The sequence below is a fragment of the Micromonospora sp. WMMD754 genome, assembly GCF_049315235.1.
Classification (GTDB): Bacteria; Actinomycetota; Actinomycetes; order Mycobacteriales; family Micromonosporaceae; genus Micromonospora; species Micromonospora sediminicola.
Genome location: NZ_CP186058.1, coordinates 1,741,605 through 1,761,463 on the forward strand (window position 1 = coordinate 1,741,605; position 19,859 = coordinate 1,761,463).

Annotated in this window: 11 protein-coding genes and 3 rRNA genes; 7 read left to right on the forward strand and 7 right to left on the reverse strand. The window is 68.6% G+C overall.

The annotated features are described in order from the left end of the window. Nucleotides 1-79: 79 nt before the first annotated feature. The 5 genes from rrf to ACN27B_RS08280 all read right to left on the reverse strand — a co-directional run bounded on the left by rrf (nt 80) and on the right by ACN27B_RS08280 (nt 6,899). Nucleotides 80-196, reverse strand: a 5S ribosomal RNA gene (gene rrf, locus ACN27B_RS08260). Nucleotides 197-271: 75 nt separating this feature from the next. Beyond that, nucleotides 272-3,380, reverse strand: a 23S ribosomal RNA gene (locus tag ACN27B_RS08265). 379 nt (nt 3,381-3,759) lie between these two features. Then, nucleotides 3,760-5,274 (reverse strand): 16S ribosomal RNA (locus tag ACN27B_RS08270). The 16S, 23S and 5S rRNA genes sit together here, the layout of an rRNA operon. Nucleotides 5,275-6,075: 801 nt before the next feature. Next, entirely contained in the window at nt 6,076-6,321 is a 246-nt protein-coding gene (locus ACN27B_RS08275; RefSeq protein WP_099163316.1) for an SCO4848 family membrane protein, read from the reverse strand. 128 nt (nt 6,322-6,449) lie between these two features. Next, nucleotides 6,450-6,899 (reverse strand): hypothetical protein, encoded by a 450-nt coding sequence (locus ACN27B_RS08280; RefSeq protein ID WP_422744217.1) that lies wholly within the window; start codon nt 6,897-6,899, stop codon nt 6,450-6,452. 272 nt (nt 6,900-7,171) lie between these two features. Between ACN27B_RS08280 and ACN27B_RS08285 the strand changes: the two genes are divergently transcribed. From ACN27B_RS08285 to ACN27B_RS08300, 4 genes are all read left to right on the forward strand, one after another. Then, nucleotides 7,172-7,615, forward strand: coding sequence for a PRC-barrel domain-containing protein (locus ACN27B_RS08285; protein ID WP_422744219.1), 444 nt, complete (start codon nt 7,172-7,174; stop codon nt 7,613-7,615). A 284-nt stretch (nt 7,616-7,899) separates the two neighbouring features. Next, a complete protein-coding gene (trpS, locus tag ACN27B_RS08290; protein ID WP_355527140.1) occupies nt 7,900-8,958 on the forward strand; it encodes a tryptophan--tRNA ligase in 1,059 nt (352 codons plus the stop codon). A 267-nt stretch (nt 8,959-9,225) separates the two neighbouring features. After that, complete coding sequence (gene argS / locus ACN27B_RS08295) at nt 9,226-10,944, forward strand: arginine--tRNA ligase (protein ID WP_422745879.1); 1,719 nt, start codon at nt 9,226-9,228, stop codon at nt 10,942-10,944. Between the two features lie 240 nt (nt 10,945-11,184). Then, the gene (locus tag ACN27B_RS08300; protein WP_422744221.1) at nt 11,185-13,785 is read left to right on the forward strand and encodes a carbohydrate binding domain-containing protein; all 2,601 of its coding nucleotides are present in this window, start codon (nt 11,185-11,187) and stop codon (nt 13,783-13,785) included. Between the two features lie 212 nt (nt 13,786-13,997). Here the strand turns inward: ACN27B_RS08300 and ACN27B_RS08305 are convergent, their stop codons facing one another. Together ACN27B_RS08305 and ACN27B_RS08310 are read right to left on the reverse strand one after the other, a co-directional pair. After that, complete coding sequence (locus ACN27B_RS08305) at nt 13,998-14,381, reverse strand: DUF4287 domain-containing protein (protein ID WP_422744223.1); 384 nt, start codon at nt 14,379-14,381, stop codon at nt 13,998-14,000. A 76-nt stretch (nt 14,382-14,457) separates the two neighbouring features. Next, nucleotides 14,458-15,981 carry a non-reducing end alpha-L-arabinofuranosidase family hydrolase gene (locus tag ACN27B_RS08310; RefSeq protein ID WP_422744225.1) on the reverse strand — a complete coding sequence of 508 codons (1,524 nt, stop codon included), beginning with the start codon at nt 15,979-15,981 and terminating at the stop codon, nt 14,458-14,460. A 504-nt stretch (nt 15,982-16,485) separates the two neighbouring features. On the opposite strand from ACN27B_RS08310, the gene ACN27B_RS08315 reads away from it, so the two are divergent. The 3 genes from ACN27B_RS08315 to ACN27B_RS08325 are packed head-to-tail and all read left to right on the forward strand — an operon-like array spanning nt 16,486 to nt 19,773. Further along, on the forward strand, nt 16,486-16,659 hold the full coding sequence (locus ACN27B_RS08315; protein ID WP_176558965.1) for a hypothetical protein: 174 nt from the start codon (nt 16,486-16,488) through the stop codon (nt 16,657-16,659). A 7-nt stretch (nt 16,660-16,666) separates the two neighbouring features. Continuing rightward, nucleotides 16,667-18,970: an FxsB family cyclophane-forming radical SAM/SPASM peptide maturase gene (locus ACN27B_RS08320; protein ID WP_422744227.1), complete on the forward strand. Its 2,304-nt coding sequence runs from the start codon at nt 16,667-16,669 to the stop codon at nt 18,968-18,970. Continuing rightward, nucleotides 18,958-19,773 carry an aminoglycoside N(3)-acetyltransferase gene (locus tag ACN27B_RS08325; RefSeq protein ID WP_422744229.1) on the forward strand — a complete coding sequence of 272 codons (816 nt, stop codon included), beginning with the start codon at nt 18,958-18,960 and terminating at the stop codon, nt 19,771-19,773. Before ACN27B_RS08320 ends, ACN27B_RS08325 begins: the two co-directional genes overlap by 13 nt. Nucleotides 19,774-19,859: the final 86 nt, after the last annotated feature.

The following is a 19,859-nucleotide window of genomic DNA, read 5'->3' on the forward strand; positions in this document are numbered from 1 at the left end:
GGCCGTGGTGATTCCGGCCGGACCGGCGGGAGAAATGCGTCAGGGCCACCCCGTGCGGGGTGGCCCTGAGCTGAAGATTGTCCGGCGGTGTCCTACTCTCCCACACCCTCCCGAGTGCAGTACCATCGGCGCTGGAGGGCTTAGCTTCCGGGTTCGGAATGTTACCGGGCGTTTCCCCTCCGCCATGACCGCCGTAACTCTATGAACATGTCAACCAACCCACGTCGGGTGGTGTTTGTTCAGAGTTGCACAGTGGACGCGTAGCAGCTTGGTAGTCAAGTCCTCGGCCTATTAGTACCGGTCAACTGAACCCGTTACCGGGCTTACATTTCCGGCCTATCAACCCAGTCGTCTAGCTGGGGGCCTTACCCCACAAAGTGGGTGGGATACCTCATCTTGAAGCGAGCTTCCCGCTTAGATGCTTTCAGCGGTTATCCCTTCCGAACGTAGCTAACCAGCCGTGCCCCTGGCGGGACAACTGGCACACCAGAGGTTCGTCCGTCCCGGTCCTCTCGTACTAGGGACAGCCCTTCTCAAGTATCCTACGCGCACGGCGGATAGGGACCGAACTGTCTCACGACGTTCTAAACCCAGCTCGCGTACCGCTTTAATGGGCGAACAGCCCAACCCTTGGGACCTGCTACAGCCCCAGGATGCGACGAGCCGACATCGAGGTGCCAAACCATCCCGTCGATATGGACTCTTGGGGAAGATCAGCCTGTTATCCCCGGGGTACCTTTTATCCGTTGAGCGACACCGCTTCCACATGCCAGTGCCGGATCACTAGTCCCGACTTTCGTCCCTGCTCGACCTGTCAGTCTCACAGTCAAGCTCCCTTGTGCACTTGCACTCAACACCTGATTGCCAACCAGGCTGAGGGAACCTTTGGGCGCCTCCGTTACCCTTTAGGAGGCAACCGCCCCAGTTAAACTACCCACCAGACACTGTCCCTGAACCGGATAACGGTCCGAAGTTAGATACCCAAATCAACCAGAGTGGTATTTCAAGATTGCCTCCACCCATACTGGCGTATGGACTTCACCGGCTCCCACCTATCCTACACAAGCTAATTCAGATACCAATGTCAAGCTATAGTAAAGGTCCCGGGGTCTTTCCGTCCTGCCGCGCGTAACGAGCATCTTTACTCGTAATGCAATTTCGCCGGGCCTGTGGTTGAGACAGTGGGGAAGTCGTTACGCCATTCGTGCAGGTCGGAACTTACCCGACAAGGAATTTCGCTACCTTAGGATGGTTATAGTTACCACCGCCGTTTACTGGCGCTTAAGTTCTCCGCTTCGCCCCGAAGAGCTAACAGGTCCCCTTAACGTTCCAGCACCGGGCAGGCGTCAGTCCATATACATCGAATTACTTCTTCGCATGGACCTGTGTTTTTAGTAAACAGTCGCTTCCCCCTGCTCTCTGCGGCCATACAACGCTCCACCCGCGCGGGGCTTCACGTCTCCGGCCCCCCTTCTCCCTAAGTTACGGGGGCAATTTGCCGAGTTCCTTAACCACAGTTCGCCCGATCGCCTCGGTATTCTCTACCTGACCACCTGTGTCGGTTTGGGGTACGGGCCGCTCAGAACTCGCTAGAGGCTTTTCTCGGCAGCATAGGATCACTGACTTCACCTGAATCGGCTCGGCATCACGTCTCAGCCTACATGCACCGCGGATTTGCCTACGGTACGGCCTACACGCTTACCCCGGCACAACCACCGGCCGGGATCAGCTACCTTCCTGCGTCACCCCATCGCTTGACTACTACCCGCCAGGTTCCCACGCTCCCCGCATCAGACCCGAAGGTCATCCACGGTTTGGGTGGTTAGCACAACGAGGTTCATCAGGGTCGCTCTTTCGCGGGTACGGGAATATCAACCCGTTGTCCATCGACTACGCCTCTCGGCCTCGCCTTAGGTCCCGACTCACCCAGGGCGGATTAGCCTGGCCCTGGAACCCTTGGTCATCCGGCGGAAGGGTTTCTCACCCTTCTTTCGCTACTCATGCCTGCATTCTCACTCGTGCCGCGTCCACAGCTGGGTCACCCCGCTGCTTCACCCCCGGCACGACGCTCCCCTACCCATCCACACACCTGCACAAGGAATCAAGTCCAAGCGAGGTTGAAATGTGAATGCCACAGCTTCGGCGGTGTGCTTGAGCCCCGCTACATTGTCGGCGCGGAACCACTTGACCAGTGAGCTATTACGCACTCTTTAAAGGGTGGCTGCTTCTAAGCCAACCTCCTGGTTGTCTATGCGACCCCACATCCTTTTCCACTTAGCACACGCTTAGGGGCCTTAGCTGGTGATCTGGGCTGTTTCCCTCTCGACTACGAAGCTTATCCCCCGCAGTCTCACTGCCGCGCTCTCACTTACCGGCATTCGGAGTTTGGCTGATTTCGGTAAGCTTGTGGGCCCCCTAGACCATCCAGTGCTCTACCTCCGGCAAGAAACACGCGACGCTGCACCTAAATGCATTTCGGGGAGAACCAGCTATCACGGAGTTTGATTGGCCTTTCACCCCTAACCACAGGTCATCCCCCAACTTTTCAACGTTGGTGGGTTCGGCCCTCCACGCGGTCTTACCCGCGCTTCAGCCTGCCCATGGCTAGATCACTCCGCTTCGGGTCTAGAGCATGCGACTGAATACGCCCTATTCAGACTCGCTTTCGCTACGGCTCCCCCACACGGGTTAACCTCGCCACATGCCACTAACTCGCAGGCTCATTCTTCAAAAGGCACGCCGTCACCCCGCAAGGCTCCGACGGATTGTAGGCGAACGGTTTCAGGTACTATTTCACTCCCCTCCCGGGGTACTTTTCACCATTCCCTCACGGTACTCGTCCGCTATCGGTCACCAGGAAGTATTTAGGCTTACCAGGTGGTCCTGGCAGATTCACGGCAGATTTCAGGAGTCCGCCGCTACTCGGGAACACCCACAGAAGACTGGCAACTTTCACCTACCGGACTATCACCGTCTACGGTCAGCCATTCCAGACTGTTCGACTAGCCACCAGCTTTGTAACTCCTCGAGTGCGTGTCAGCACACTCAGCAGGGTCCCACAACCCCAACCACGCAACCCCTGACAGGTATCACACGCAGCCGGTTTAGCCTCAATCCGCTTTCGCTCGCCACTACTCACGGAATCACTATTTGTTTTCTCTTCCTACGGGTACTGAGATGTTTCACTTCCCCGCGTTCCCCCCACACACCCTATGTGTTCAGGTGCGGGTGACATCACATGACTGATGCCGGGTTTCCCCATTCGGACACCCTGGGATCACAGCTTGGTTGACAGCTCCCCCAGGCCTATCGCGGCCTCCCACGTCCTTCATCGGCTCCTGGTGCCAAGGCATCCACCGTTCGCCCTTGACAACTTGACCACAAAGATGCTCGCGTCCACTGTGCAATTCTCAACAAACAACCAACCCACAACCCACAGCCCCACACCAAACCCGACCACCGCCGGCGGTATGCAAGACCAGGCCATGCCTGGCGCCTCGACAAGCTTCCGCTCATCATCAAGGCTCTGAAAGACAACCACCACGGGTTGTTCCTTCAGGACCCAACAGGGTGCTTACATCAGTCACCAGCCGCACCACGAACTCGTTCCCACCACCCCCCAAAAGGGGCAGCTGTACTAGAAGATCCGCAGCCGTTGCCGGCACCCGACTTGCCAGTGTCTCCGCCATCTGAGCACCCCGCCACCACATTCGGGCAGCGCGGGCTCCATGCCACCTTTCAGTGGATGGTGCTCCTTAGAAAGGAGGTGATCCAGCCGCACCTTCCGGTACGGCTACCTTGTTACGACTTCGTCCCAATCGCCAGCCCCACCTTCGACGGCTCCCTCCACAAGGGTTGGGCCACCGGCTTCGGGTGTTGCCGACTTTCGTGACGTGACGGGCGGTGTGTACAAGGCCCGGGAACGTATTCACCGCAGCGTTGCTGATCTGCGATTACTAGCGACTCCGACTTCACGGGGTCGAGTTGCAGACCCCGATCCGAACTGAGACCGGCTTTTTGGGATTCGCTCCACCTCACGGTATCGCAGCCCATTGTACCGGCCATTGTAGCATGCGTGAAGCCCTGGACATAAGGGGCATGATGACTTGACGTCATCCCCACCTTCCTCCGAGTTGACCCCGGCAGTCTTCGATGAGTCCCCGCCATAACGCGCTGGCAACATCGAACGAGGGTTGCGCTCGTTGCGGGACTTAACCCAACATCTCACGACACGAGCTGACGACAGCCATGCACCACCTGTGACCGCCCCCGAAGGACCTGCCATCTCTGACAGTTTTGCGGCCATGTCAAACCCAGGTAAGGTTCTTCGCGTTGCATCGAATTAATCCGCATGCTCCGCCGCTTGTGCGGGCCCCCGTCAATTCCTTTGAGTTTTAGCCTTGCGGCCGTACTCCCCAGGCGGGGCGCTTAATGCGTTAGCTGCGGCACAGGGAACCGGAGAGGCCCCCCACACCTAGCGCCCAACGTTTACAGCGTGGACTACCAGGGTATCTAATCCTGTTCGCTCCCCACGCTTTCGCTCCTCAGCGTCAGTATCGGCCCAGAGACCCGCCTTCGCCACCGGTGTTCCTCCTGATATCTGCGCATTTCACCGCTACACCAGGAATTCCAGTCTCCCCTACCGAACTCTAGCCTGCCCGTATCGACCGCAGGCCTGGGGTTGAGCCCCAGGTTTTCACGGTCGACGCGACAAGCCGCCTACGAGCTCTTTACGCCCAATAAATCCGGACAACGCTCGCGCCCTACGTCTTACCGCGGCTGCTGGCACGTAGTTGGCCGGCGCTTCTTCTGCAGGTACCGTCACTTACGCTTCGTCCCTGCTGAAAGAGGTTTACAACCCGAAGGCCGTCATCCCTCACGCGGCGTCGCTGCATCAGGCTTCCGCCCATTGTGCAATATTCCCCACTGCTGCCTCCCGTAGGAGTCTGGGCCGTGTCTCAGTCCCAGTGTGGCCGGTCGCCCTCTCAGGCCGGCTACCCGTCGTCGCCTTGGTAGGCCATCACCCCACCAACAAGCTGATAGGCCGCGAGCCCATCCCAGGCCGAAAAACTTTCCACCACCAACCATGCGATCGGAGGTCATATTCGGTATTAGCCCCGGTTTCCCGGGGTTATCCCAAAGCCTAGGGCAGGTTGCTCACGTGTTACTCACCCGTTCGCCGCTCGAGTACCCCGAAGGGCCTTTCCGCTCGACTTGCATGTGTTAAGCACGCCGCCAGCGTTCGTCCTGAGCCAGGATCAAACTCTCCAACAAAAATCATTTGTCGGACACAATGTCCTGGCAACAAAAGTGTTGCCAAAGGAATCCCAACCAGCCAAACCAAACGGTCCGACCAGTCCGGGGTATAAAACAATTGGCACTGGCTTTACAAGCACCCTGTTGAGTTCTCAAAGAACAACCACACACCAACCAGAAGCCCCACACCCGTGGAACCCCGCTCGGGGCATCTCGTTCATGTCCGCCGCTCTCGCGCCGGGCACTTTTACTACGTTACCTCACCGTCTCCGCCGTGTCAAACCGTGTGTCCCGGTCTGTCATGCTTCGTACGGGTTGGCGCCGCTGACCGCACGCAGCGGCAAGCCGTGCGCTTGATCATCGGATTTGGCAGGCCGGCCGCTGCGGTTTCCCGCAGGCTCGCCCGGTGCCCTGCCGGTCGACAACCTTACCCGGTCGGTTCCGCTCCGCCAAATCCGCCCTGCGGCGTTTCGGCGGGCCTCGCCCGGACCGCGTCCTCAGGAGGCAGTGCCTCCGTCCGACCCGGTACCACCTCGGTTCGGCACTCCCGGGCTTTCGTCCCGTTTGCCCCGTTCCGCGCTGGCAGAGAGAAAGTTACGCGTCTGCGGGTTTGATCGTCAAATCCAGGGGTAGCGTCCCGCGTCACACCATCCTCGACCGCAAATCTCCCCAGCTCAGCACCGCATCCGCGCCGGCTCGGCACCTCGTCCGGCCCCGTTGACCAAGGAGTTCCGGTCAGGAGAACGGTCCCTGACGGACGCAAACTCCTTGGTCAACGCCGGGATTGTGGGAGAGGTAGGCGTGGGCGGGCGGAGGAAGTCAGCGGCGGCGGGTGGCGAGCCAGGCGCGGAGGCCGAGGACGCCGACGGTCGTCCCGATGGCCAGGGACGCGGCGATGAGCAGAGCGTGCACCCAGAGGAAGGCGGTGGGATCGCCCTCGCCGACGACGCCGGCGGACCAGGCCCGCGGGTCGTTCCAGATGGCGACCGCGAACCTCGGCCAGATCACCCAGGTCCACACGCCGACCCCGAGCAGGAACAACGACCAGCCACGCGACAGAACCATGGTCGGCCAGTATGCCAGCGGCAGCTCCCGGCGCCGGCGGGCCGGACGATCCGACCCGCCCGTGGACCCGAGGAACGGAACGGCCGGCGCGCGCGGACGGCCCGACCCACCGGCCGGGAGCGGAGACGTCAGAAGCAGGTGACCGCCCCACCGATGGCCGGGTTGGCCCGGTCGTGGTGGTGGACCACTCCCGACGGGTCGGTCATCGAGCCGCCCCAGACGACGCACCGGGCGCGGACGTAGCCGTGGACCGGGCCGGCGGCGTAGCGGCGGCTGCCCTGGTCGACCACGAAGGGCAGGTGTTCCGGACCGACGTAGACGCGGGTCTCGGTGAACGTGCCGGCGTACGCGGACTTGACCGTGACCGCGCAGCCGTAGCCGGTCAGGAGGTTGCGCAGCAGGTGCACGCTGCCGAGCGGCTCCCCGGTGGCGGCGTCGTGGATCGGGTCCTGGTCGACGGCGGCGTAGCCGGGACCGCAGAGCGCCTCGGGGAGCGACGTCGGGGTGGCGCCCGTGAGCGCGACCAGGACGGCCGTCGCGGCCGTCGAGACACCGACGCGTCGAATGAGCCGTTGCATCTGCACTCCTTTGTTCGCTGCCACCGATGCGGGCAGAGAATGGTCGACGCGGCGACCGCCGCCGAATGTGCGCCGGTCACACCACGGCTGGTCCGCCGATGTGCCGACCGACCGTCGTAGCGGCCCTGAACTGGGGCGGAGACGATACGGCGCGGGCTATGAGCTATCTCGCAGGAATGAGGCGAGGTGAATTCAAAATTGCGTCCGCGTTTCCGGCGGCGCTCGGCCGGGCACCGTCGATAGTGCCGAGACGACGATCCGGAGGTGCCGTGATGCAGCCGTTCAACCCGTGGTCCTGGCGGGATCCCGCCGCTCTCGCCGGGGGTTACCAGCAGACCGACCCGGACGACGTGCCGCAGCAGCGCTCCGGGGACGCTGACGACCGCCCGGACGCGCCCGGCCCGGGCACGCCGATCGACCTCACCGGCTACCGGGTGGAGGCGACCGACGGCCGGATCGGCTCGATCGACGAGGCGAGCGAGGACGCCGACGCCCGGTACCTGGTGGTGGACACCGGGCCCTGGATCTTCGGGAAGAAGGTGCTGCTGCCGGCGGGCACCGTCGCCCGGGTCGACCACCCGGAGCGCGTGGTGCACGTGGACCGCACGCGGGATCAGGTGAAGGAGTCCCCGGCGTTCGACCCGGACGACTTCGGCCGGCCCGACTACCGGGACCGGGTCGGCAGCTACTACACGGAGAGCTACCGGCAGCACTGACCGCCTGAGGGGCAGCCGGCGGCGCCGGCGAGCCGCTACCGTGTCAGACATGCCCCGGTCGAACACCTGCGACCCGGAGACCCCTGTCGGTCTCCGGGGTCGCCGTGCCGACGACGGCCGGGAGCAGATTCTCGACGTCCTTCGTGCCGGCGGGCTGCGGTTCCGCGCAGGCGGGCGATGGCGGCGCTCGCTCTGACGAGCCCGCCTCCACCGATCCGGGCCACCCGGGTCGGCCCGCGCATCCGCGCGTCCCCGCCAGCGACCGGCACGAAAGGCGTACCACCATGTCCTCAGCACGCATGCTCACCGGCGACCGCCCGACCGGGCGGCTGCACCTCGGCCACTACGTCGGCAGCATCGCCAACCGGGTGCGGCTGCACCAGCGCTACGAGAGCTTCTTCATCATCGCCGACCTGCACATGCTCACCACCCGCAACAGCCGGGCCGACATCGAGCGGGTCGCGCACAACGCCCGCGAGATGGTCACCGACATCCTCGCCGCCGGTGTCGAGCCGGACCGGGCCACGTTCTATCTCCAGTCGGCGATCCCCGAGGTCGGTGACCTGAACACCCTCTTCCAGAACCTCGTCACGGTGCCCCGACTGGAGCGGGTGCCGTCGCTGAAGGAGATGAGTCGGGACGCGGGCAGGGACGAGATGCCGTACGGGCTGCTCGGCTATCCGGTCCTCCAGGCCGCCGACATCCTCTGCGTGAAGGGGCAGGTCGTGCCGGTGGGCAAGGACAACGCCGCGCACGTCGAGGTGACCCGGGAGATCGCCCGCCGGTTCAACCACCTCTACGGCGAGGTCTTCCCGGTGCCCGACCTGATCATGTCGGAGACACCCACGCTGGTCGGCACCGACGGCGCCGGGAAGATGAGCAAGAGCAGGGGAAACGCGATCGCGCTCGCCGACGACGCGGCGACCGTGCGCCGCAAGGTGATGGGGATGTACACCGACCCGAACCGGGTCCGCGCCGACGTGCCCGGGACGGTCGAGGGGAACCCGGTCTTCGAGTTCCACGACATCTTCAACCCGGACCGGGCACAGGTCGAGGACCTCAGGACCCGCTACCGGGCCGGCCGGGTCGGTGACGTCGAGGTCAAGGAGGCCCTGGCGACCGCGCTCAACCGGTTCCTCGACCCGATCCGGGAGCGCCGCGCCCGGTTCGAGGCGCAGCCCGGTCTGGTCGACGAGCTGATCGTCGCCGGCACCGAGCGGACCCGCGCCGAGGTGCGCCGCACGCTCGTCGAGGCCCGCCGGGCGATGGGTCTGACCGGCGCGTACACCCAGGTGCGGCGACGGGCCGAGCGCTACCGCAAGGCCGTGGCCACGCCGGCCTGACGACCCGCCGGTCCGGGGTACGCGGTTGCGCGTACCCCGGACCGGCCGGTTACGCTGCCGACATGACCAGCGCGCAGGCGTACCCGACGGCGTCCTCCGACGTCCGGCTCGGCGCGCTGCGACGCCGGCGGTCCCGCGACCGCCTGCGCTGAGCCTTCCCCTCCTGCGACCGGCGGATCGAGCCGCCGGTCGTCGTCGATCGTCCTCGTTCCGCCGCAGTCCCGACCGGTGATCCGCGCGACGGATCCGAGCGAGATCGGCGTACCGATGGATCTTGAAAGGTTGTTGTCCGACCGGCTGGCGCCGGCGTTCGCGGCGGTGGCCGGCGTACCGGTGGACCCGGTCGTGCGGCGCTCGCAGCACGCGGACTTCCAGTCCGACGCGGCGCTGGGCCTGGCCCGGCGGCTCGGCCGGCCGCCGCGGGCGGTCGCCGAGGAGGTGCGGGAGCGCGCGGAGCTGGCCGACCTCTGCGCGGCGGTCGAGGTCTCCGGGCCGGGTTTCCTGAACCTGACCGTGGCCGACCGGACGCTCGGCGGGATGGTCTCCGCGCTCGCGGTCGATCCGCGGCTCGGGGTGCCGGTGGCCGCCACGCCGGAGACCGTGGTGGTCGACTACTCGGCGCCCAACGTGGCGAAGGAGATGCACGTCGGGCACCTGCGGTCGACGGTGATCGGCGACGCGGCGGCGCGGACGCTGGAGTGGCTGGGGCACCGGGTGTCGCGGGCCAACCACCTGGGCGACTGGGGCACCCCGTTCGGCATGCTGATCGAGCACCTGGTCGACCTCGGCGAGGCCGAGGCGGCGCAGGAGCTGTCGATGGGGGACCTGGACACGTTCTACACGGCGGCGCGGAGGAAGTTCGACGACGACGCGGCGTTCCGGGACCGGTCCCGGTCGCGGGTGGTGGCGTTGCAGGGCGGCGATCCCGCCACGCTCCGGCTGTGGCGGCTGCTGGTGGCCCAGTCCGAGAGCTACTTCCTGACCGTGTACGACCTGCTCGACGTGACCCTGTCCCGGGCCGACTTCCGGGGTGAGAGCAGCTACCACGATCTGCTCGCGCCCACCGTCGACGAGTTGGACCGGCTCGGGTTGCTGCGGCGCAGCGACGGCGCGGAGTGCGTGTTCCCGCCGGGTTCGGTGGGGCGTGACGGCGAGCCGCTGCCGCTGATCGTGCGCAAGTCCGACGGCGGGTACGGCTACCCGGCGACCGACCTGGCCGCGCTGCGGCACCGGACCGGCACACTGGGCGCGACGCGGCTGCTCTACGTGGTCGGGCTGCCGCAGCGGCGGCACTTCGAGATGGTCTTCGCGGCCGCCGCGCAGGCCGGCTGGCTGACCCCGCCGGCGCGGGCCGAGCACGTCGGGTTCGGGTCGATCCTGGGTGCGGACGGCCGGATGCTGCGCAGCCGGGCCGGTGGTTCGGTGAAGCTGGTCGGGCTGCTGACCGAGGCGGTGGAGCGGGCCACCGCGTTGGCCCGCGAGCGCAATCCGGAGCTGGGCGAGGCGGAGGCGGCCGAGGTGGGGCGCGCGGTCGGCATCGGCGCGATCAAGTTCGCGGACCTGTCCGGCGACCGGCACAAGGACTACGTGCTGGACTGGGAGCGGATGCTGGCGTTGGACGGCAACACCGCGCCGTACCTGCAGTACGCGTACTCGCGGATCCGGTCAATCTTCCGGCGGGCCGGCGTGGCCGCGCGTCCGGACGCGGGGATCTCGCTGGCCGAGCCGGCCGAGCGGGCGCTCGCCGTCGAACTGGTCGGGTTCGCGGCGGTGGTCGACGCGGTGGCCGGCAGCCTGGAGTTCCACCACCTGGCCGCGTACCTGCACCGGCTCGCCGCCGCGTTCAGCGCGTTCTACGAGCGGTGCCCGGTGCTGCGGGCGGAGGGGGCGGTGCGGGAGAGCCGGCTGGTGCTGTGCGACCTGACGGCCCGGGTCCTGCACCAGGGTCTGCACCTGCTCGGCATCCGCACCCCGGAGCGGTTGTGAGCGGGCCCGCTCATGCTCGGACCCTGACGGCCGGTGCCGTCCGTTAACCGATTCAGGCGTGCGCTCGGACGTGCCCAGGCTCGTGACGTCATCGATAACGTTCGAATAACGCGGTGTTTCCAGCGCTTGACGCTCGATACCTTAACCGGTTCAGTGAGCGGTGGCGACGGCCGGACATCGACGGACGCCGTCGCCGCCCGGTCGCCGCCGGCCCCGGCGGCACAGCTGCGGAGGTTTCCGATGACACTGCGCATCCGCCGGACCGTCGTCGTCGCGGTCCTCGCCGCGCTGGCGACGACCGCCCTGCCTGCCCCACCGGCAGGGGCCGGCGCCCGGCAGCAGGCACCCGACGAATCGGCCCGACGCGCCGACCACACGTTCGTGGTCCGCGACGGCACCCGGCTGACCCTCGCCGGGCGGCCCTTCCGATTCGCCGGACCCAACATGTACTGGCTGGGCCTGGACGAGAACGTCGGCGGCACCGACCCGGCCGACCCGCCGGCCGTCGACCACCCCACCTACTTCCGGATCCGCGACGGGCTCACCACGGCCCGGCGGATGGGCGCCACCGTGGTCCGCGCCCACACCCTCGGCGTCTCCACCGGACACCCACGGTCGCTCGAACCCGCGCTCGGCGAGTTCAACCCGGAGGCGTTCGACCGGATCGACTACGCGATCGCCGAGGCGCGCCGGCAGGGCCTGCGGCTGATCGTCCCGCTCACCGACAACTGGCAGTACTACCACGGCGGCCGGTACGACTTCCTGCGCTGGCTCGGTCTGAGCACCGACGACGACGGCGCGGCGTTCTACACCGACCCGGCGGCGCGCGCCGCGTTCAAGCAGTACGTCCGGACGCTGCTCACCCACGTGAACCGCTACACCGGCACGGCGTACACCGACGATCCGACGATCATGGCGTGGGAGTTGGGCAACGAACTCAACGGGATGACCGCCGACTGGGTCGACGACCTCGCCGGCCACGTCAGCACGCTCGCCCCACGCCAACTGGTCGCGGCCGGCAGCCAGCACGGCGTCGACCCCGCCGTCCTGGCCTCGCCGCACGTGGACATCAGCGACTCGCACTACTATCCGCCGACCGCGGCGGGCATCGCGGCGGACGCCGCAGCGGCCACCGCCGCCGGCAAGGTCTACATCGCCGGCGAGTTCGGCTCCGGGCAGGCCACCGACGAACTGCTGGACCAGGTGGCGGCCAACCCGGACGTGACGGGCGCGCTGTTCTGGTCGCTCTTCGGCCACCACGACCACCACGGTTTCGTGCCGCACGGCGACGGCTTCACGGTGCACTATCCGGGTGACACCCCGGCCATGCGGACGGCGGTCGCCGCCCTGACCCGCTTCGCCGGCCGGATGTCGGGCCGCCCCGCGCCGGCCGTGACCGGGGACCGACCGCTGCTGACCGCGATCGACGCCGACTACGGCATCAACACGCTGCGCTGGCGGGGAACCGCGGGCGCCGCCGGCTACCTGGTGCAGCGGCGCGGTCCGGGCGGGGCCTGGGCCACGGTCAGCGGCGCCGAGCCGGTGGGCGCCGACGACGCCCCGTGGTTCGACCTGACCACCCCGACCGGCCCGGTCACCTACCGGGTGGTGGCGGTCGACGCCACCGGCGCCGCCCTGGCCGTGTCCCGGCCGGTCGGCACCACCGGAAGCCAGGACCAGGTGTACGACCCGCTGGAGGACTGGTTCGTCAGCGCCGGGCACAGCGACTCGTTGCGCCGGACGCCGGCCGGTGACGGCGTGCTGGTCGCGCCCGAGCGGGGTCGCTCGGGCGAGCTGCGGTACCGACGCGCGGACCTGACCGCGGCCACGGTCACTGTCGCCTCGGCCGGGCGTCCCCGCGCCGTGCTCCAGGTGTCCGCCGACGGCACGAGCGGTTGGCGTACGGTGCGGCCCCGGATCGACCGGGTCGGCCCCGGCCGGTACGCGCTCTCCGTCTCCGGCCTGCGCGGGGTGGACGGGATGCGCGTGGTGTGGGGGCGGGACGCCCGCTTCGCGGTCGCCTCGGTGGCGCTGACCGCCCGCTCCGACGCGACGGCCAGCACCGCGCCGGGTGCCTTCGCGCTGACCGCGCCGGCGCCGGACGCGACCGGGGTGAGCCGGCTGGCGGCGCTGGACTGGTCCGCCGCGCCGGGTGCCGCGTACTACTCGCTCACCGTCTCCGAACACGCCGACCTGAGCGCGCCGCTGGTGGCGGTGTCGGGCCTGCGTACCCCCGGGTTCACGCCGACCACGGCGTGGCCCGCCGGGACCACGCTGCACGTGCGGATCACCGCCACCAACGGGTACGGCTCGACCGCCGCGACCGCGGCGTTCACCACCCGCGCCGACCTGCCCGGTGTGGTCGTCGACGACTTCGACACCTACCCGTCGGACGCCGCGCTGGCCGCCGCCTACCCGCGCAACACCGGCGGCGACCCGATCACCGCGACGCTGGCCCCGGCCGGGGAGGGCAGCGGGCACAGCATGCGGCTGGACTGGACGCCCGGCGCCAGCGGGTACGCGGGCGTCATCCGCAACCTGTCCGTGCCGCAGGACTGGCGCGGCACCACCGGGCTGCGGATGTGGGTCGAGCCGGGCGCGGACGGGCAACAGCTGACCGTCCAGTTCGTGGCGTCCGGCTTCTACTGGGAGAAGACGCTCACGTTCGCCGGGACCGAGGCGCGGGTGGTGGAGGTGCCGTTCGGCGACTTCGCGCCGCCGCCGTGGGCCACCCCCGGCCCGCTCGACCTGGGCTCGGTCACGCAGGTGTCGCTCTACCCGGGCGGGACCACCGGCGCGAGCAGCCTCCGGATCGACTCGGTCACCGCGTACGCGTCGTGACGGCGGGCGCCGGGTTGGGGAGGCCACCCCGGCCCGGCGCCCGCCCGGTGTCGGGGCCACTCAGCGGCGGTTGCGGGATCGCCGGAGCGCCCAGATCCCGCCGGCCACGGCCACCAGGGCCGGCAGCACGCAGACGACGGTCAGGACGGCCAGGTGCCACGGCTTGATCGCTCCCATGTGCCGAACGCTAGCCGTGAGCGTCCACCCGGGCCCTACGCGGAAGCCCGTGCCGCCCTGCCGTCGAGCCACAACGTGTCGGTGGCGTCGCGGTGCGAGCCGGTGGAGCCGACGTGCCTGGCGCTGATCGTCGGGCCCTTCCTGATCACGTGGACCAGGGCCATCGCGTGTCCCCGGCCCAGGCCGTACTCCTCCTTCAGCCAGTCGACGATCACGCCGGCCTTCACGTCGGTGCGGTCGTAGCCGCGCTGCCTGGCCTCGTCGACCAGGGCGCGCGGGGTCTTGCCGGTCCGGTCCTCGATCGCGTCGAGGTAAGCCTGGAAGGACATCTGGTCGCCCCCGGTGTCGTTCGTTCTCCGTTGTTGTCGACCACCAGCCTCGGTCAGCGGCACCGGGCGATCAACGACGATCGGGAGCACAACCGTTGCCTCACAGACAACGGTCAGGGAGCCCGACCCGCGTCCGCGCGGGTCGGGCTCCCGGTTCCCGGGTACGTCAGCGCTGCAGGGTGAGCAGGCCGGGGCGGTAGGGCAGCAGGCCGTAGTCGCCGCCGGAGTTGGTGGCGCGGCCCTGGTAGAGCAGTTGCAGGTTGCAGGGGTCGACGGTGAAGGTCTGGTCGGCGCTGGTGCGGATCAGCTCGCCGTGGCTGATGTCGTTGGTCCAGGTGGCGCCGCTGTTGGCCTTGCCGGCGAACGGGTTGCTCTCGGTCGCCGCCTGTGGGGTCCAGGAGCCGTTGAGGCTGGTCGCGGTGAAGGAGCGGAAGTAGCGGCCCTGCGCCCCGATCGCCTCGACGATCATGAGGTAGCGGGTCTGGCCCTGCAGTTTGTAGACCTGGACGGCTTCGAAGAGGTTGTTCGTCGAGTCGCTCATGATCGTGGTGTAGGTCGAGCCGAAGCTGCCGGGGAAGTTCCCGATCGGCATGCTGGCCCGGTAGATCTTGCCGTTGTCACCGGCGAAGAACAGGTACATGTTCTGGCCGTCGGCGATCAGCGTCTGGTCGATCGGGCCGGTGCCGGAGCCGGAGATGCTGCCGGTGAACAGCGGCTGCGCCGACGACCAGCCGTTGGGGTTGCTCGGGTCGGTCGAGGTCTTGTAGGAGAACGCGGTCGGACCCCACTGGTAGGCCAGGACCCAGATGTTGCGCGGAGCGAAGTAGAACAACGTCGGCGCGACGGTGCCCTGCGACATGGCGTTCTGAGTCGCCGAGGCCATCTCCGACCAGTTGCTGAACAACCCGAAGTTCATCGACCCCCACGACGACCCGTAGTCGTGCGTCGTCGCGTACACCAGATGCCGACCGTTGTACGGAGCGACCGTGAAGTCCTTCAACGACACCCAACCCGAGCGCGGGTTCGCCAACGGACCGGTCGAACTCCAGCGGTAGCTCGACGGCAGGCTGCACCCACCGCTCGGCGGCGGCGTGGTGGGGTTGCCCCCGCCGTCGACGCGGACGAGCTGCCACTGCTGGTTGCTGCCGTTCCAGTCGTCGTACTGGACGATGCTGCCGCCGTCGGCGGTCGAGGCGCCCTGCACCTCCACCACCTTGTTGCTGTTCCGGTTGATCAACCGGACGTAGCCGCTGTCCGAGTCGGCGAGCCGGAACTGCTGGTTGACGCCGTTGGCGTCGGACCACTGCACGATGTTGCCGCCGTTGGCGGTGGAGAAGTTGTAGACGTCCAGCACCTTGCCGGACAGCCGCGACCGAAGGCGGTAGTAGCCGCCACCCGAGTCCACGAACTGCCACTGCTGCTGGTTGCCGTTGTTGCGGGCCCACTGGACGATCCGCGCGCCGTCGTTCGTGGCCAGGTTGTAGACGTCGAGGGCCTTGCCACTGTTGCGGTTGACCAGCACGTACCACGCGCTGGTGTCGACCGTCGCCGCGGCGGCGGGGGTCGACACCACCGCCGCGGCGCCGACACCCGCCAGCACCGCCGTCACGCCGGCGGCGACGACCCGTGGCAGCCACCTGCGCCGTCGGGGCGACGACACGATCGATGGGGACCTATCGAGGGCGAACATGATCCTCCTCCGGTGAGCAGAGCCGTGCGATCCGCCCGGGGCCGGACGGACCGGGACGTGGGTCAGGACCTGTTAGCGCTAACACTTGGCGCTACGCATGGTGAGGCACGCCCGACCCAGGGTTCGACGAAGCAGGGCCTGCCCGGTAAGCCACAGGCGTCGCCGTCCTATGACATCGACTGTGAGCGATAACACGCTGTTCGTCAAGACGTAACGTCTTCACGCTCCACGCCGGAGGGACGCGAGCCGGACACACACATGTTGCGATCAGGTGGCCGATTTCTGTAAAAGTCTGGACTTTTGAATCATGCCTGATGCCCAAAAAGGGGCATAATATTGATCCCTCGCCGCACGTACGACGCCACCGCCGACACTCGCCGCACTCAGTCTTATGAGGACCGTGTCGCACCGGTGGGTTGATGGTGATCAACCTATGGACGCACTACGGTAGGCCGTCGCTTCATGTGCCCGCACGGCGCGCACACGAATACCTAAGGAAGACTCATGACAACCGCACCCATGCCCCAGGATGAGCCCCCGGTGTCGCTGGGCAGGGTTCGCGCGGAGCCGCTGGACCGCCTCTCCGCCGCGGACATCTCGCCGATCGTGCGCCGGGTCATGGCGGCTCACCTCGATCAGTCCAGGATCCCCGCCGCGAAGTTCTCGTCGTTCATCTGATCCGGCGATGTCCCCCGGGCCGGCCCGCGCGGCGCTGACCGAGTTCGTGCTGAAGGTCCACTCCAGATGCGATCTGGCGTGCGACCACTGCTACGTCTACGAACACGCCGACCAGAGCTGGCGCCGACGCCCGGCGCGGATGACGCCCGAGGTGCTCCGGGCTGCGGCCGGCCGGATCGCCGAGCACGCCGCCGCGCACCACCTGCCGCGCGTCTCGGTCATCCTGCACGGCGGGGAGCCGCTGCTGCTGGGCCCCGAGCGGCTGCGCCGGGTCCTCGCCGACCTCCGGGCCGCCGTCGCCCCGGTCACCGACCTGCGGATCGGCATGCAGACCAACGGGGTGCTGCTCTCCGAACGGTTCTGCGACCTGCTCGCCGAGTACGACGTCGCGGTAGGAGTCTCACTGGACGGCGACCGCGCCGCCAACGACCGGCACCGGCGGTTCCGCAACGGCGCCAGCAGCCACGACCAGGTGCTGCGGGCCCTCGCCCTCATCCGTCGCCCGGCCTACCGGCGGCTCTGGTCCGGGCTGCTGTGCACGGTCGACGTCCGCAACGACCCGCTCGCCGTCTACGAGTCGCTGCTCGCCGAGGGACCGCCCCGGATCGACTTCCTGCTCCCGCACGCCACCTGGGACAGCCCACCCCCACGGCCGGGCGGCGGCGCCGCGTACGCCGACTGGCTCCGCGCGGTCTACGACCGCTGGCGGGCGGACGGACGTCCGGTCCCGGTCCGCCTCTTCGACTCGCTCCGGTCCACGGCCGGCGGCGGTCCCAGCGGCACCGAGTGGCTCGGCCTCGACCCGGTCGACCTGGCCGTGATCGAGACGGACGGCGAGTGGGAGCAGGCGGACTCGCTCAAGACCACGTACGACGGCGCGCCCGCCACCGGCATGACCGTCTTCTCGCACTCGGCCGACGACGTCGCCGGAAGCCCGGAACTGGCCCGCCGCCGCGCCGGCCGCGCCGGGCTCAGCGACGAGTGCCGGCGCTGCCCGGTGGTCGCCCAGTGCGGTGGGGGCCTCTTCGCCCACCGCTACGGCGACGGGCACTTCGACCACCCCAGCGTCTACTGCGTCGATCTGAAAGAGCTGATCGTGCACGTGAACGAGAACCCACCGGCGTCCGCGCCGGCCCCGTTGGCCGCCGAGCCGGCCGACGACCTGATCGACCGTCTCGCGGCCTCGACCGGCGACCGGTCCGCCGTCCGCCGGCTCGTGGAGGCGCAGACCGCCATCGTCCGCGCGCTGCTCGGCGCGGTGGCCGGCGACCTGCCGGGCGCCGGCCCGGGGGCGGACGGCTGGGCGGCTCTGACCGATCTCGACCGGCACGCGCCGGATTCGGTCGCCCGGGTCACCGCCCACCCGTACGTCCGCGCGTGGGCGGTCGAGTGCCTGGCCGGCGCCGGCACCGGCGCCCGCTACGGAGCCGACTACCTCGCCGCGATCGCCGCCGCCGTGGCGCGCGACGCCGGTGTCACGCTCCGGCTCGCCGTGCCGGTCCGGGCCGGCCGCCTGCACCTGCCGACCGTCGGCACCGTGCTGCTGCCCGAGGTCGGCGACGGCGCGGCGGAGGTCCACGTCGGCCCCGGGTCGCTGCGGGTGACCGCCGGAGCGGTGACGGTACGCGTCGACGCGGCCGGGAACGAGCCCCGCTGGCAACCCACCCGGGCTCTGGTCGCGGACGACGTGACGGTCCTGCTGGAGGACGGCGACCCGCACCGCGACTGCCACCGGCTGCCCGCCGCCGGGCGGCTCGACGACGCGACCGCCGCCCACTGGGCGACCACGTTCGGCGCCGCGTGGACGATCGTCCGGGACGAGACGCCGGGCCACGCCGAGGAACTGCGCGCCGGCCTGCGGGCCCTGGTGCCGTTGCGACGCAGCGGCGCCGGTGTGAGCGAGGCCTCGACCGCGCGGCAGGCGTTCGGCGGCGTCGCGGCCACGGAGACCGACGCCGGCTCCCTGGCGGTGCTGCTGGTGCACGAGTTCCAGCACAGCAAGATGAACGCCCTGCTCGACCTCTACGACCTCGTCGACGGCACCCGGCCGGCAGGGATCACGGTCGGCTGGCGGCCCGACCCGCGCCCTCCGGAGGCCGTGCTGCAGGGCATCTACGCGCACGCGGCGGTGGCCGACATCTGGCGCGTCCGGGCCGACCGCCACGTCGACGGGGCGCAGGCGGTCTACCGGCGGTACCGGGACTGGACGGCCGAGGCCATCGGCGCCCTGGAGCGGGCGGACGCCCTCACCCCGGTGGGTTCGCGGCTGCTCCGGCAGGTGGCCCACGCGGTGGCCGGGTGGCCGTCGTGACCACCGCCGTCCGCGCCGGGCACCGACTCGGCACCCTCACCGCCGAGCTGCGGGCGTTGGGGCTGGGCCCCGGCGACGTCGTGCTCGTGCACTGCGCGATGCGCGCCGTCGGCCCGGTCACCGGTGGCGCGGCCACCCTGGCCCGGGCGCTCCGGGCGGCCGTCGGGCCGGCGGGCACCGTCGTGGTGCCGGCGCAGACCCCCGACAACTCGGTCAGCAGCGCGGCGTACCGCACCGCGACCGCCGGGATGACGGACGACGAACGCCGGGCGTACGAGGAGCGGATGCCCGGCTTCGACCCGGCCACCACACCGTCGTTCGGGGTGGGCGCGCTCGCCGAACACGTACGCCGGCTGCCCGGCGCGGTGCGCAGCCGCCACCCCCAGACGTCGTTCAGCGCGTGGGGCCCCCGGGCGCAGGCGCTGATGCGCGTCCACGACCTCGACTCGCACCTCGGCCAGCGGTCCCCGTTGGCCGCCCTGGAGGCCGCCGACGCGCGGATCCTGCTGCTCGGCGTCGGCTGGTCGTCATGCACCGCCCTGCACCTGGCCGAGTACCGGTCGTGCTTTCCGCCGATGATCCGCCCCTACCGCTGCTACGTGCTCCGGGACGGCCGCCGGGAGCGGCTCGACTTCGTCGCCCCGCACCTGGACGCGGCCCCGTTCGCCGCGATCGGCGAGGACCTCGACCGGGCGGACTTCACCCGCCACGGAAAGGTCGGGGACGCCGTCGCCCGTCTGCTGCCGATGCCGGCGGCGGTGCGCACCGCGGTCGGCTGGATGGATCACCACGCCGGACGGTGAGGCCTGTTCACCGGTGGGCACCGTCTCTTACTCTGATCGATACGCACAACGTGTCGACTGGAGAGCAGCGCGTGATCATTACCGGT

Coding starts and splice junctions, on each gene's coding strand:
- ACN27B_RS08275 (WP_099163316.1), bottom strand. CDS start 6,321: ATGGTTCTGTCGCGTGGCTGGTCGTTGTTCCTGCTCGGGGTCGGCGTG.
- ACN27B_RS08280 (WP_422744217.1), bottom strand. CDS start 6,899: ATGCAACGGCTCATTCGACGCGTCGGTGTCTCGACGGCCGCGACGGCC.
- ACN27B_RS08285 (WP_422744219.1), top strand. CDS start 7,172: ATGCAGCCGTTCAACCCGTGGTCCTGGCGGGATCCCGCCGCTCTCGCC.
- trpS (WP_355527140.1), top strand. CDS start 7,900: ATGTCCTCAGCACGCATGCTCACCGGCGACCGCCCGACCGGGCGGCTG.
- argS (WP_422745879.1), top strand. CDS start 9,226: ATGGATCTTGAAAGGTTGTTGTCCGACCGGCTGGCGCCGGCGTTCGCG.
- ACN27B_RS08300 (WP_422744221.1), top strand. CDS start 11,185: ATGACACTGCGCATCCGCCGGACCGTCGTCGTCGCGGTCCTCGCCGCG.
- ACN27B_RS08310 (WP_422744225.1), bottom strand. CDS start 15,981: ATGTTCGCCCTCGATAGGTCCCCATCGATCGTGTCGTCGCCCCGACGG.
- ACN27B_RS08315 (WP_176558965.1), top strand. CDS start 16,486: ATGACAACCGCACCCATGCCCCAGGATGAGCCCCCGGTGTCGCTGGGC.
- ACN27B_RS08320 (WP_422744227.1), top strand. CDS start 16,667: ATGTCCCCCGGGCCGGCCCGCGCGGCGCTGACCGAGTTCGTGCTGAAG.